General features: G+C 74.2%; 22 protein-coding genes. 4 read left to right on the forward strand and 18 right to left on the reverse strand.

Annotation, left to right across the window (positions count from 1 at the left end):
* Positions 1 to 311: 311 nt before the first annotated feature.
* The 11 genes from GTY84_RS13975 to GTY84_RS14020 form a co-directional block, all read right to left on the reverse strand.
* Positions 312 to 857, reverse strand: a complete 546-nt coding sequence (locus GTY84_RS13975; protein ID WP_161226582.1) for a hypothetical protein — start codon at positions 855 to 857, stop codon at positions 312 to 314.
* Positions 858 to 870: 13 nt separating this feature from the next.
* Positions 871 to 1,014 carry a hypothetical protein gene (locus GTY84_RS13980; protein WP_161226583.1) on the reverse strand — a complete coding sequence of 48 codons (144 nt, stop codon included), beginning with the start codon at positions 1,012 to 1,014 and terminating at the stop codon, positions 871 to 873.
* A 78-nt stretch (positions 1,015 to 1,092) separates the two neighbouring features.
* Positions 1,093 to 1,935: a hypothetical protein gene (locus GTY84_RS13985; protein ID WP_161226584.1), complete on the reverse strand. Its 843-nt coding sequence runs from the start codon at positions 1,933 to 1,935 to the stop codon at positions 1,093 to 1,095.
* The gene (locus GTY84_RS13990) at positions 1,932 to 2,510 is read right to left on the reverse strand and encodes a hypothetical protein (protein WP_161226585.1); all 579 of its coding nucleotides are present in this window, start codon (positions 2,508 to 2,510) and stop codon (positions 1,932 to 1,934) included. Before GTY84_RS13990 ends, GTY84_RS13985 begins: the two co-directional genes overlap by 4 nt.
* Positions 2,507 to 2,917 carry a hypothetical protein gene (locus GTY84_RS32985; RefSeq protein WP_202551117.1) on the reverse strand — a complete coding sequence of 137 codons (411 nt, stop codon included), beginning with the start codon at positions 2,915 to 2,917 and terminating at the stop codon, positions 2,507 to 2,509. Before GTY84_RS32985 ends, GTY84_RS13990 begins: the two co-directional genes overlap by 4 nt.
* 149 nt (positions 2,918 to 3,066) lie before the next feature.
* Positions 3,067 to 3,351, reverse strand: a complete 285-nt coding sequence (locus GTY84_RS13995; RefSeq protein ID WP_161226586.1) for a hypothetical protein — start codon at positions 3,349 to 3,351, stop codon at positions 3,067 to 3,069.
* 8 nt (positions 3,352 to 3,359) lie between these two features.
* Positions 3,360 to 3,554 carry a hypothetical protein gene (locus tag GTY84_RS14000; protein ID WP_161226587.1) on the reverse strand — a complete coding sequence of 65 codons (195 nt, stop codon included), beginning with the start codon at positions 3,552 to 3,554 and terminating at the stop codon, positions 3,360 to 3,362.
* Positions 3,555 to 3,720: 166 nt separating this feature from the next.
* Positions 3,721 to 4,845 (reverse strand): hypothetical protein, encoded by a 1,125-nt coding sequence (locus GTY84_RS14005; RefSeq protein WP_161226588.1) that lies wholly within the window; start codon positions 4,843 to 4,845, stop codon positions 3,721 to 3,723.
* A gap of 136 nt (positions 4,846 to 4,981) precedes the next feature.
* Positions 4,982 to 5,152, reverse strand: coding sequence for a hypothetical protein (locus GTY84_RS14010; RefSeq protein ID WP_161226589.1), 171 nt, complete (start codon positions 5,150 to 5,152; stop codon positions 4,982 to 4,984).
* Positions 5,149 to 5,475, reverse strand: a complete 327-nt coding sequence (locus GTY84_RS14015; RefSeq protein ID WP_161226590.1) for a hypothetical protein — start codon at positions 5,473 to 5,475, stop codon at positions 5,149 to 5,151. Before GTY84_RS14015 ends, GTY84_RS14010 begins: the two co-directional genes overlap by 4 nt.
* A complete protein-coding gene (locus GTY84_RS14020; RefSeq protein ID WP_161226591.1) occupies positions 5,472 to 5,891 on the reverse strand; it encodes a hypothetical protein in 420 nt (139 codons plus the stop codon). Before GTY84_RS14020 ends, GTY84_RS14015 begins: the two co-directional genes overlap by 4 nt.
* Positions 5,892 to 6,027: 136 nt before the next feature.
* Between GTY84_RS14020 and GTY84_RS14025 the strand changes: the two genes are divergently transcribed.
* The 4 genes from GTY84_RS14025 to GTY84_RS14040 all read left to right on the forward strand — a co-directional run bounded on the left by GTY84_RS14025 (position 6,028) and on the right by GTY84_RS14040 (position 7,662).
* A complete protein-coding gene (locus GTY84_RS14025; protein ID WP_161226592.1) occupies positions 6,028 to 6,492 on the forward strand; it encodes a hypothetical protein in 465 nt (154 codons plus the stop codon).
* Entirely contained in the window at positions 6,485 to 6,925 is a 441-nt protein-coding gene (locus GTY84_RS14030) for a DUF6221 family protein (RefSeq protein ID WP_161226593.1), read from the forward strand. Before GTY84_RS14025 ends, GTY84_RS14030 begins: the two co-directional genes overlap by 8 nt.
* A 105-nt stretch (positions 6,926 to 7,030) precedes the next feature.
* Positions 7,031 to 7,270, forward strand: coding sequence for a hypothetical protein (locus GTY84_RS14035; protein ID WP_237532269.1), 240 nt, complete (start codon positions 7,031 to 7,033; stop codon positions 7,268 to 7,270).
* A 53-nt stretch (positions 7,271 to 7,323) separates the two neighbouring features.
* Positions 7,324 to 7,662 carry a DUF6233 domain-containing protein gene (locus tag GTY84_RS14040; protein ID WP_161226595.1) on the forward strand — a complete coding sequence of 113 codons (339 nt, stop codon included), beginning with the start codon at positions 7,324 to 7,326 and terminating at the stop codon, positions 7,660 to 7,662.
* 30 nt (positions 7,663 to 7,692) lie between these two features.
* On the opposite strand, the gene GTY84_RS14045 is transcribed toward GTY84_RS14040, so the two are convergent.
* The 7 genes from GTY84_RS14045 to GTY84_RS33845 all read right to left on the reverse strand — a co-directional run.
* Positions 7,693 to 7,914 (reverse strand): hypothetical protein, encoded by a 222-nt coding sequence (locus GTY84_RS14045; RefSeq protein WP_161226596.1) that lies wholly within the window; start codon positions 7,912 to 7,914, stop codon positions 7,693 to 7,695.
* A gap of 160 nt (positions 7,915 to 8,074) precedes the next feature.
* The gene (locus tag GTY84_RS14050; RefSeq protein ID WP_161226597.1) at positions 8,075 to 8,830 is read right to left on the reverse strand and encodes a hypothetical protein; all 756 of its coding nucleotides are present in this window, start codon (positions 8,828 to 8,830) and stop codon (positions 8,075 to 8,077) included.
* A gap of 93 nt (positions 8,831 to 8,923) precedes the next feature.
* Positions 8,924 to 9,886, reverse strand: coding sequence for a hypothetical protein (locus GTY84_RS32990; protein WP_202551118.1), 963 nt, complete (start codon positions 9,884 to 9,886; stop codon positions 8,924 to 8,926).
* A 110-nt stretch (positions 9,887 to 9,996) separates the two neighbouring features.
* The gene (locus tag GTY84_RS14055) at positions 9,997 to 10,158 is read right to left on the reverse strand and encodes a hypothetical protein (RefSeq protein WP_161226598.1); all 162 of its coding nucleotides are present in this window, start codon (positions 10,156 to 10,158) and stop codon (positions 9,997 to 9,999) included.
* Complete coding sequence (locus GTY84_RS32995; protein ID WP_202551120.1) at positions 10,158 to 11,489, reverse strand: hypothetical protein; 1,332 nt, start codon at positions 11,487 to 11,489, stop codon at positions 10,158 to 10,160. Before GTY84_RS32995 ends, GTY84_RS14055 begins: the two co-directional genes overlap by 1 nt.
* Positions 11,490 to 11,557: 68 nt before the next feature.
* Positions 11,558 to 11,719, reverse strand: a complete 162-nt coding sequence (locus GTY84_RS14060; protein WP_161226599.1) for a hypothetical protein — start codon at positions 11,717 to 11,719, stop codon at positions 11,558 to 11,560.
* 93 nt (positions 11,720 to 11,812) lie between these two features.
* On the reverse strand, positions 11,813 to 12,109 hold a 297-nt coding region (locus GTY84_RS33845), incomplete at its 5' end, for a DUF4326 domain-containing protein (protein WP_161226600.1).

The following is a 12,109-nucleotide window of genomic DNA, read 5'->3' on the forward strand; positions in this document are numbered from 1 at the left end:
GGTCCTCGTCCGGTACATCGACGTGGTCGCTACCGCCATCGGAGGCGTCGCGCTGGCGGTGGCGGCCGCACTCGGCCGTCCCGCTGGCGGGTGGTTGATCGTGTGGGCGGTGGTGGTGGTCCTCGTCGTGGGGAGCCGCCTCTACCAGCGCCGTTTGAACCGCCGCTGAACAACGCGCCCGTCCCGCATCCAGCGGGGCGGGCGCCGACGCAATTCCCGGGGCGCGTGGGGCGGGCCGGCCCACGTGGAGCGGCCCCGCCGCGACGGGGGACGCGGCGGGGCCCAGGGGCAGTGTGACAGGGGTCAGGGGGTCAGGAGGCTGCTTCCTCTGCTTCCTCTGTACCCCACGCTTCGCACGCGGCGTCCAGCTCGGCGTGCCGGTCCCAGGTGTCGCCGATGATCCCGCCGTCCCACTGCGGCTGACCGCCGTTGTGGAAGTGGCCGGCGCCGATCTCGCGGGCGATCACCTTCCGGGCGGCCTCGACGATGGCGGCCGGGGAGGCGTAGCCCTCGACGGGCAGCCACGTCGGGTACTCGTTGGAGCCGTCCGCCTTCAACTCGGCGAACAGCCAGACGGGGCCGCGGTCCGGCTCGCCTTGGTCGGCCTCGATACCGGTGTGCCACTCCCAGAGCAGCAGCAGGCCGCACGGCCACGGGGTGCCTGCGGGGATGTCCTCGCGCCATTCTCCGGCGGTGCCGGACGGGTCGAGGGTGATCACGGCGGTCAGGTAGCAGTAGGTGCCGCGGGTCTCGCCGTCGTCGGTCCAGCAGTGGGCGGTCAGTTCCTGGCCCGCTGCGGTGAGGGCGTCGCAGACGGCGGTGAAGTACGGGTCGTGCGGGAGGGTGCGCGTGGTCACGGGGGCTCCTTCGTCAGTTCGTGCGGGGCGTCGTCGGTGTGCCGTGGGTGGGCTGCTGCGGGGGCTTGTGCCAGCCGCCGCGCGATGCCTGGTAGGTCGTCTCGTGTCCCTTCAGCCGTGCGTCGTCGGGCTGGATCGGCTTCTTGAATCCGAGCATGATGGGCTCTCCGTCTCGTGATCGGGATGGGGCCGGGGCGGCCGGGATGCCTGGCAGCGAGCGGCCGCCCCGGGGTCTTCAGTGGGTGACGGCGCCGCGTCGGCGGTGGGTGTCGGCGAGGTCGTAGATGATCAGTCCGCCGTCCGTGCGTCGTACAGCGATCCCCTCTCGGGGCCCCTCCTTCTCGGTGTCGTCGTCGTTGTCGTCGGCGCTCTGACCTGCACCGACGACGCCGGAAGAGAGGGCGGAAGGGGCTGGGGAGGGGGCCTCGTCCCAGCGGAGCCCGGCGGACGCCGATCGGCCCTGCATCCGCACGTCCTTGACGGCCCAGCCCATTCCGGCCGCTGCGGCGCGCACGGCGTCGGTGGTGGCGGCGAGGTGTTCGGCGAGCGGCTTGAGCTGGGCGTGGGGGGTGCCGATGTCGCGGACCGCGGCGACGAGGGCGGTGGGCGAGACCGGGGGCGGGCCGGGGGGTTCCTCGGCAGTCGCCGGGGGCTCCCCCTCGGCCTCTCCGGCCGCTTCGGTCGGTTCGCCGATGGTGGCCGGTGCGGGCTCGGGATCCGGGGCGGGCGTGCGGCCGGGGGTCCAGTCGGGGTGGCCGCACCGGTAGGCGGTGATCAGCCAGGCTCCGGCGGCGCCCCACATCATCCAGGGGGCCCGGCCGTCGGCGGCGGCCGTGTACAGGCCGCCCGCGACGGCGAGGGCGGTCTTCCGCAGGAGCGCGGCCGTGGCGAGGAGGACGGCCAGGCGCAGGAGCCAGCCGAGGCCCGTGCCCTGGCCGAGCCAGGCGGTGACGCGGTGCCAGACGCGGCGGGCGGCGTGGGCGGTGAGGCTGGCGAGGTGGGCGGCGAGGCGTCCGGAGCCGGTGTGGATGCGGTGGGCGGCCTGCCTGAGCCACTGCGTGGTGGTCGGCGTGTTCATACGATCGTGCCCTGTGCGAGTCCGTTGATGGCCCAGGCGCCGAGGCCGTTGGCGCCGTCGACGATCTGCTGGGCGACGAGGGCGGCGGTGCCGGTGGAGACGCAGAGAAGGCAGCCGATGAGGACGCCCTTCCACCACTTGCCGCGGGTGGCCTTGGCGATCTGCTTGCGCAGGAGCCAGAGGGCGAGGATGACGGCGGTGACGACGATGGCGCCGTAGCCGTCGATGCGGGGGGTGGCGGCGGTGCCCAGGGTGTGGGAGGGGGCGCCGGTGAGCCACTTCATGGCGACGTCGCCCACGGAGTTGCCGCCCCAGCGGAGGAATCCGGCGAGGGTGCCGAGGAGTCCGGCGGGGCAGGCGATCATGAGGATGCCGCAGACGACTCCGCCCAGGAGCGGGAGCAGGGCTTTGGGGTCCTTGCCGCCGCCGCCCATGGCGCCCGGTCCCTTGGGCCCGCCGCCGCCCTTGTGCCAGCGCCAGAGTTCGACGCCGAGGAGGGCGAGCCCGAGGGCGAAGCCGGCGGTGCTGATGGTGGTGGTCGTGTACTGGCTTGCTGCCAGCGTGGTCGTGCTCATGCGGGCTTCACTCCGGTGAGGGCGTAGACGAGCGTGGTGATCGGGAGGGTGAGGAGGGTGCCGAGGACCGCGGCCCAGAGCAGGAGCCGGACGGTCGCGGCGCGCCACTTCGGGGCCCAGAGGTCCGGGTCGGCGTGGAGGGCTTCGACGCGGCGGGCGTTGTCGAGGAGGCCCAGGACGATCAGGGGGATGCTGGCCATGACCCAGGCCCCGGCGAGGGATTCCTCGTCGCGGACGGCGGCGAGGAGCGCGCCCCAGGGCCCGGCGAGGGTCAGGGACAGCAGGGCGAGGGCGGTGTTGTAGCCCCAGCGGATACGCCGCCACCAGCGGGGCGCGGGCTCGGGGTCGGGGAGGGCGGGCCATCCGCCCTGGTCGATGGTGACGGTGACGTGGATGTCGACCGGCACGGGCGGGGGAGGCGGGGGCGGGGCGGGTGCCCGCCACCAGTCCGGTGGCCCGGGCGGAACAGCTGGCGGGCCGGGCGGCGGGGTGGGGGCGCCGGGCAGCGGGACGCCGGCGGGGATGATCCGGGTCGGGGTGATCGGGGCGCGGCGGTTCACAGGACACCTGCGCAGCCGAGCGCGATGGTGAGGAGGGTGGCCCAGGCGCAGCCGGTCCAGATGCGGCCGTCGTCGAAGGAGCGGGCGGCGGTGACGGCTGCGTAGACGGCGACGATCCAGCCGAGTGGCGGGAGCGCGGTCATGGAGATCAGGAGCAGGGCGGGCGCGGCGAGGGTCACGGTGAGCCCGGCCGTGGTGGCGACGGCCCAGCCGCGGGTGCGCAGGAGCCAGGCGGTGGCGATGCCGGGGGCGAGCCCGGCGAGGCAGACGATCAGCAGCATGGCGGCCTTCAGGTCAGGAGGGTGACGAGCCCGTGGAGGGCTGCGAGGAGGGCGCAGGCGTCGAGGGCGGCGCCCGCGGGGTGCGGGCGGTGCCGGGCCGGGGGTGCGGGCCGGGCCGCGGGCGGTGGCGGGGCTTGGGGGCCGACGCCGAGGTGGAGGAGGAGTGCGCGGATACGGCGCTCGTCGGCGCCTGGGGTGGTCATGCGGCGGGTCCTCGGGGGGTGGGTGGGAAGGGCGGGGTCTGCTCGCCGGGTCTGCACGGGTCTGCTCGCCGGTCGCTCGCCGTTCCTGGACTGCTTCCGGCAGTCGCAGCGAGGGCCAGAACCGGGGGGTGGTGCTGGCGCTCACTGGTGGTGCCGGACACGGGGCCTACTCGGCTGCGGGGGTGGTCTCTTCGTGGGTGAGGAGGGCGCCCCAGACGCGGCGGACGCGTTCCTCGCTGCCGACGAATCCGGCGGCACGGAAGTCGTCACGGGCCTGCCGGTAGGACAGCGGCGGGTCGTCGCTGTAGCGCAGGTGTCGCAGGACGACGCCGAGCTGGGTGTCGGTGAGGGGCTCGCCCGTGACGGGGGTCGGCACGCCCGCGACGGCCGCGAGGTCGTCGAGCGTGACGGGCTGTGCCGGGGGTGTGTCGGCCGTGTCGGTGGCGGGGTCGTCGGGGGTGCTGACCTGCGTGACGGTGTCCGTGCCGGACTCCGGAGCAGTCGTGCCGAGGGCGGGCCGGTCGTCCGGGTGCGGGGCGGGTTCCAGGCTGGTGGCGGCACGGGCCGTGACGGCGGGCGGGGCGGGTGTGCCGGGGGCCGTGACGGCGAGCGTCAGGGTCCGTCCCGTGAACGCGGCGGCCAGCTCGCCGTGCTTGCCGTCGGCCTTCCGCAGCCGATCCTCCGCCTTGGCGCGGGCCTTGCTGATCTCCTTCTCCGCCTTCGTCAGGGTCTCGGCGCGGGCGATCTGCCGGGCCATCTCGCCGAGGTGGCTGGCGGTCTCCGTCATGACGTCGGTGACCGCGGTGGTGCGGAGGTGGCGGGCGTCGGCGCGGGCGAGGGCGCGGGCGTTGCGGTCGGCGGCGTCCTGGGCGGCGATGGCGGTGGCGGTGTCGTCGTCGGAGAGGACGTGGGTGGCGAAGATCCGCAGGCCCATGAAGAGGGCGGCGGCCAGGGGGACGCCCGCGAACACCTTCGCGTGTCCCAGGATGAGCAGGGTGCTGGTGGAGACGCCGATGGCGGTTGCGGACAGGCCGAGCATGACGGCCATGCCGAGGCGGGAGCGCTGCCGGATCGCGGTCTCCGACATGCGGAGCGCGCCGATCCAGAGGGCGTCGTAGACGAGGGCGATGGACCATCCGGCGATCTGGCCGGGGTGGCCGGTGAGGCCGAGGATGGGGCCGAGCTGGCTGCCGACGGTGATGGCGACGAGGGTGAGGGCGGCGAGGGTGAGGAGGGTCTCGACGATGGCGAAGATGTCGAGGCGGGCGGTGGCGGCCCGGAGGCGCTTCATCGGGTGGGGCCTTTCTGATGGGGCCGCCCCGCGTGGCGGGCGGGGCGGCCGGGTGGGGGTCAGGCGAAGTGGCGGCCGATGAGGATGGCCGCGATGACCAGGGGCCAGACCATGGCGAGGATGTAGAGGGCGCGCATCAGTGGCCTCCGGTGGTGCGGGGGATGCCGTCCTGGGCGGAGGCGTAGACGGTGCCGTGCTGGGTGTTGGCTTCGCCGGCGTGGTCTCGGGCGGCGTAGTCGGCGGCGCAGGCTTCGACGGTGGCGGGCTCGGTGATGATCGGCGGGAGGTGGGGCTGCTGCTCGCTCACGCGGTCACCGCCGGGCGGGGCAGTGCGCGGTTGGCGTAGGCCGTGAGCAGAGCCGTCTCGGCGTCAAGGTCGACGCCGTTCGACCACCAGGCCGTTGGCGTCTTGCTGCGAACCGCGGCGCGGTGCTGCGTGATGCCGGCGGCCTGCTCCAGTGCCTCAATACGGCGACCGTGGGGCGCGCGGGCGGGCTTGCCAGCTCGGGTGGTGCAGCGGGCTCCCGTGGTGGCGTGACAGGCCGGGCAGGCCATGGTCGGCACGAGGCCGTCGAGAGTGAAGGGCCCGGCGGTGGGGCTGGCCGCGGGCTGGGGCTGCTGCTCGCTCACGCGGCCACCGCCGGGCGGGGCTCGCCGGGGATGACGCAGATGGTGTCGAGGAAGTCGGGGTCGGCGCAGCGGACGATGCGGAGCGGCTGACCGTCGCGGTCGGTGACGTTCCACTCGTCGATGGCGGTACCGGCCGCGCGCTCGCGGGCGATGAGGGCCTCGGTGGCGGCGATCGTCTCGGCGCCCCAGTACAGGCCGTCGTTGTCGTAGTTGAGGACGGGCGTGGGCTCGGGCTCCGGGGCCGGGGTCGGCTCGGGCGTGGCCTCCGGGGCGGGGAGGGTGAAGGCGTCGGCGGCGCGGTGGGCGGCCTCCGCGGGGATGGGGGCGAGGGCGAGCGCGGTGCCGATGATGACGGCGACGGCGAGGGCCTGCGTCGGGCTGGGCGTGGGCTGGGGGTGGTCGGTACGCTCGGGCATGGCTGTCCTCCTGGTGATGCAGGTGGGATGGCTGGCCCCGGCCGGGCTCTCACACACCGGCCGGGGCCGTTCTCGTTGCAGGTACGACCGTAGCGACTTGTTGCGTTCAACGCAACAAGTCTGGGAGGATGAGCCCATGCCCGAAGAGACGCCCCAGGGAGAGGAGCAGCGGACGATGCTGTCCTTCACCGAGGCGGCCGACCGGCTCGTCGCAGACGGCATCGCCCAGAGCATGACGGCGGAGGGCCTACGAAAGTTGGCCCGTGATCCGGCGTCCGGATGGCCGATCGGCCCCGACGACTACCGCGTTGTGGGCAAGACGCGGATGCTCCCGTACGAGCTGCTGGTGCCGTACATGAAGGCGCGCCGACCTGGCCGGGGGCCTGCCAAGCAACCACGGAAGAAGCGAGACAAGGCGGCCGACGTGAGTGGACAGCGGAACAGCGGGATGAGCCGTGAGGACTACGAGGCGCGCGAGCGGTTGCTCGATGCCGCCGAGCTGATCGAGCGGCGTTGGCTGGGCGAGTACTCGGCGCTGTGCCGGGACCTGCGGGACCTCGGCGACACGATCAGCGAGGAGTCGGAGGCGCAGGATGGATGAGCTGGTGGTGTGGCTGCGCGCGCAGCTCGACGAGGACGAGCGGACCGCGCAAGGGGCGGCCTGGGCCGACGACGCCACGGCCTGGCACACCAAGCCGTCGCCCTACGATACCCGTGGCGCAGGGCAACGCTGGTACGTCGAGGACGCGCTGGATGACGGGGTGGTCACGAACGTCGACCCGCAGGCGTCGGACGCGGAGGGCGTGGCCCGGCACATTGCCCGCCATGATCCGGCGCGGGTGCTGCGCGAGATCGACGCCAAGCGGCGGCTGGTCGCCCTGCACGAACCCGGCGAGACGGAGTACGTGGACGGCGACGTCTGCATGGCCTGCGACGTGAGGGGCGGCGAGCCGTTCTACCCCTGCAAGACGCTGTGCCTGCTCGCCCTGCCCTACGCGGACCGGCCCGGCTACCAAGAGGCGTGGCGGCCGTAGCCCGCCGCGCGCGCCAGCGCCCCCGTCTCAGCAGGTCGAGACGGGGGCGCCCCCATGCCCGCCGTACGATCCAGAGCTGTGACCACCTTCGACCACCTCGTGGAGATGCAGCGCGCCACGGACCAGGCGCACACCCAGGTTCAGAAGCTCCGTGACCAGTACGGCCCACCCACCGCCCAGGCGTGGAGCGAGCAGCAGACCGAAACGTACGAGACCGCGTGGAGGGCCTGGCGGGATCTTGCCCGTGATGTCCAGGGCGCGGTCACCGAGTACGCCAAGGAGCAGGGGCAGCGGCGGAACGAGGTCGAGGCGGCGGTGAAGAAGGCGGCGCGGCATCCGGAGTAGCCGGCGCACCCCCTGCCCTGTGCGGCCTCCAGGTCGAACATAGAATCGAATGCGTGCCCGATTTGCCACCCGACCTACCCCGACTCCGCACCCTGGAGACCTGGCTCGCCCTCGCCCTCGCCGACGTGCGGGCCGCGATCACGGCAGCGGAGCGGGCGGAGGCCGAGCGGCAGCGCGGGTTGGAGTCCCGGCCCCCGGCGCCGGACTGGCTGTTGGAGACCGGCCTGAGCCGGGACGCCCCGCCCGTCCAGGTGCATTGCGGCGGCTGCTGGAACGCCGGCAAGCGCGTCAAGGGCATCAGCCGGAACGAAGCGCTGCGAGCGCTCGCGGACGGGGTGCGCGCGTGCACGGCGTGCCGCCCGGACTCCGCGTTGGGGTTCCTGGACGGGTGATCTCGCCGTGGCGCTTTCGGGCGTCCGTCCTCAGCTGGGGTCGTCGGGTCTGGCCTTCCTGGCCCACTTCGGCCGGATCAGCTCATCCGCCTGGTACTCGCCGTTCGGCATACGGCGGGACACGATGACACGGACGTCATCGACGTCCTCTCCACTGCTGCGCAGTACGTCGAGGGCGTGGCGCTTCAGCTCATCGAGAGTCTGCGCCTCGCGGACGATCTCTTCGATGTCGTCGGGGGTCGGCTCGTTCATGGTGGCCTCCCTGGTGCTTGGCTGCTCAGGGTCCGCCTGAGGGCGGAGGAGGTCAAGGGGGTGGACGTGCCGGCAGGGCAGGTCGTACGGTGCGGGTGCGCGCTTCCCAGGGTCGCGAGGCCCGCCGTCCCCGAGGGGGTTCGGCGGGCCTCGCGCTTGCTCAGGCCGCGATCACCCCGCCCTCCGCCCACACCCGCCCGCAGCCCGTGCAGTGCGCGACCGGCGCCCGCCCCTCCCCACCGTGCACATCGATCGCCCCGCCGCACGCGCACGGCTCCGCGAGGGTCCGCCGCTCGGCCGCGATGTCCAGCGCCCGCTCAACCCGGGCCGCCGCACCGGCCGCCACCACGCCGATCCGGTGCTCCTCCGCGTCCGTGAGCCGACGGCACGGGCCGGGCGCCCTGGTGACCCGGGCGAGGAGCCAGAGGGCGGCGTAGGGGGCGGTGCGGCGGCCGGTCCAGCGCCAGCGGCGGGGGTCGTGGGCGTCGGCGTGGGCCAGTTCGGTGCGGCGCTGCCGGTCGGCGGCGGCGATGCGGGCCTCGCGGAGGGTGGAGTAGTCGGCCTTCCGGGCGGCGGGGACGGTGATCGGGGCGCGCTGGGCGGCGGCTGCGATGTCGTCGGCGCAGGCGACGAGGGCGGCCTCGACGGCGCGCATCGTGTCGAGGATGTGCAGCCGGACGGGGACGGGGCGGTCGCCGAGCTGGATCGGGTCGCGTTCCAGGGAGCGGAGGTGGGCGGCCTGGTGGCGTTCGTACTCGATCTGGTCGGCGTCGGCCTGGTCGAGGCGGGCGAGGTAGCCGCGGAGGCCGAGGCCGAAGGCGCCGAGTTGGGCGGGGGTTCCGGCGGCGTCGTGGAGGTCGGTCCAGTGCATGGCGATGGTGCGCAGGTGGGTGGTGGTGCTGGTGGTGGTGTTCATCGTGCGCTCCGGTGTGCGGGTGGGGCGTAGGGTGATGTCCACCTGGGGGCGCGCCTGGTCTGGGGAGATCGTGGGCGCGCCCCTCCGTCGTGCTCAGCGGCCCCGGACCGTCCCGGGGGTACCGAGCGAGCGGGCGAGGTAGTCGATGTGCTCGTATTTCGCGTCGGTCGTGTGGCCGTCCCACTGAGCGCACGGGTCGTCGGCCGGGACGTGGTCGAAGTGCTCGATGAGGTCGGCGTCCCGGGGGCTGAAGTGCCAGGAGCACTGGCGACCGTGGAGCGTGGCGTAGAGGATCTGCCAGCCTGGTTCGTCGACGTCGGGTGCCGGGGCGACGACGACCTGCTCGGCGAGCCCTCCGGCGACGAGGGCGACGAGGTGGGCGCGCTCGCGGTAGGCGCCGTCCCGCTCCTGCTCGGCTTCGGGGTCGTGTGGGGCGACGGTGAAGCGGTGCTGGAGGTCGGCCGTCGGCCCGTACAGCTCGGCCAACACCGCGTCGGCGGCTTTGTAGCGTGCGGCCTTGTGCCACATGGGCAGGTTGGTGCGGCCGATGGCGGCAGCGAGCTGGTTGCGTAGCGGCGAGGTGGCGGGCTCGTTGGGCGGGGCGATGCAGGGCACGACGGGGCCGAACCCGGGCGGCAGGTCGGGCTCGGTCGCTTCGGTCGCTGCCGGGGCGGGCGCCGTCAGATCATGGGCGTCGGCTCCATCCGCTTCGCCGACCTCGCGCAGCGCCGCACCGTTCTGGCGGATCACGTCGGCGAGGTCGGCGTGCGAGTACGGGTCGTCGTCCTGCATGAACCCGATGTCGCACAGGGCGCGGCGGATGTCGTCGAGCTGGTGTTCCTTCGCGCGGCGGGCTTGGTGGGCGAGGCGGAGTCGGGTCTGGTCGGTCATCGGTTCCTCCGTGCTGCGCGCGGCGGCGCGTCGGGTGGCTCGGTTCGGTCGGGGGCCGGAGGCGTCGTCGGCGACCAGGCGCTCGACGCGGGCGAGGTGGGTCTGCCAGGTGGCCCCGGGGCGGGGCGTGTGCTCGCCCCGGGGCGTAGTGCTGGGGCCGGTCACGGCTGGCCGAGGAGCTGGTGGGCGACCGCGAGGGCCTGCGGGCTGGCGCCGATCTCCTGGGCGTCTGCGGTGGCCGCTCTCGGTGGCGATGTCGTCGGGGATGTGCGTGGTCACGGTCGTCTCCCGGTGAGTGCGCGGCGGAGGAGGGCCTGGGCGAGGCGGAGGCTGGTGTCGATGGCGGCGGCGAGTAGGCCGGCGGCGAGGGTGCTCGCGGCGGCGAGGACAACGATCAGGGCGGGGAGGGGCCAGCCGAAGGCGAGGGCCTCGGCCATCACGCCCCCGCCCCGCCCGGCCCGGCGGCGGGCCCGTCGGGGCGCTCGGCCCATTCGCGTACCTGGTCGGCCGCTGGGGGCGCCCACGTCTTGCTGGGGATGGTCCCCAGCTCGTCGAGCCGGTTGGCCACTTCGCGGTAGATGTCGGCGTCGGTCGGGGCGGCGAAGGAGCGGCCGGCGGATACCGCGTCGGCCGCGGCCATGGCCACGTCGGCGTCGGCGCCGTAGCAGATCAGATCGTCGGGGTGCGCGTCGTCCCAGCTCAGACCGGGGTTCCACCGCTCGTAGATCATCCGGGCGAACGCGTCACGCCTTTCGGTATGGGGACGCGGGCCCCCGGGGTGCTGCGCTCCGTCCTGCTGCGCCCCGGCGGCGGGCTGCTCCACGGTCAGGCGACGGAGCGAGTCGACGGCGGCCTGGTCCTCGTCGGTGAACCCGTCCTCGGACCAGATCCGTTCCTGTGCCTGGTCGAGGGCGTAGGTCAGCATCGTGCACTCGGCCGGGCTGAGCGCAGCGGTCTCGGTGGCTGCCGTCTCGTCGGCCAGGCTGCGCAGCTCGGCGTCGTGGTCGGCGAGGTTCATCCGCGCAATGGCCAGGCGGGCACAGTGCATGCACGGCCTACCGGAGGTGTCCCAGAACCCGGGGCGCTCGTGCGCGTGCTCGGGGCCCCGGTAGTCGAGGACGTACCGCAGGTCGTCAGCCAGCGCGTCGGCGACGGCTGCGGGCGGCGCGGTGGCAACGGTTTCCCCTGCGGAAACAGTTGCCGTCTCGTCGGCCCTGCGGCGCCGCTCGGCCGGGCAGCTGGTGGCCATGTAGTGCACGGCGCCCTCACCGCAGTCGCACGGGCCGGACAGGCCTTCGTCGGCCTCGGGCTGCGTCTCGTCGGCCACGCGACGCAGCCCGGAAGCAATCGCGTTGGACACGCAGGAGCCGCAGCCACCGCAGCCGCAGGTGTCGTCGTTGCCAGCGAAGTCGGCGGCCTCACGGAGGACGGCGGCCCGGTCGGCGCGCTGCCGGGCTTCGGCCGCCGCCTTCGCGTACTCGCCGAGAAGCGGGGCACGGCGGGTGATCTCGGCGGAGAGGACGGCCGCCCGGCGGCGGGCACTGTGCCACGCCATGCGGCACCGGGCCGCCTCCTCGGCGGCCTGGTCGACGGCGGGCAGCACGGCCAGGACCGCGTCGGCGTGCTCGCCGTACTCGTCGGGCTCCATGAGCTCGTCGGGAAGCCAGGTGAACCCGCTGGCCTCGCAGATGGCGCGGCGGAGACGGTCGCGGAGCGCGGCCCGGTCCACGGACGGCGCGGGGTCGGCGGGGGTGGTGGGATCGGTCATCAGGGTCTCCTCGGTGTGGAAGGGTGGGGGCACCGGCCGCCCGCGCTCCCTGCGGGCGGCCGTCGTGCTCAGCGACTCGCCGGGCAGCAGCCGACGTGCACCGTGGTCCCGGTCATCCCGCGCCCGTACTCGCCAACGCCGGGGCAGGCTCCGGTGTCGGGCTCGTGCGGGGTGGCCTGGCGGGCGGCTTCGGCACGGAGGTCGTCATCGGTGCACGAGCGGTCGGTCATGGTCTTCTCCTGGTGGTTTGCGGGACTACCGGTCCCTCGGCGGGTAGGGGTGGGATTGGCCCGGCCGGCTACCTTCCGGCCGGGCCGCCGTGCTCACGGGGTGCGCGCGGTCTGCCAGCGGGGGCAGTTGGCGATCGGGAAGGTGGCTCCGGCGGGTGCGGCGTGGATGTCGCAGGCGTCCGGGTAGCCGGTGCAGCCGCAGCCGTCGGGGTTGCATTGCTCCTCGGGGGGACTGGCGGGCAGGAAGTGCTCGCAGGTGAGGCAGTCGTCGACGGGGTTCGCGAGTTCCAGCAGCACGTCGGCGTGGCAGGGCTCGCCGGGCGGGCACCAGCACATGAGGTCCCGGCCGGCCAGCTCGGTACGCGCGGCCTCGGCGAGGCTGGGCTTCAG

Origin of the sequence: Streptomyces sp. SID8352, assembly GCF_009862265.1 — a bacterium.
Lineage (GTDB): Bacteria > Actinomycetota > Actinomycetes > Streptomycetales > Streptomycetaceae > Streptomyces.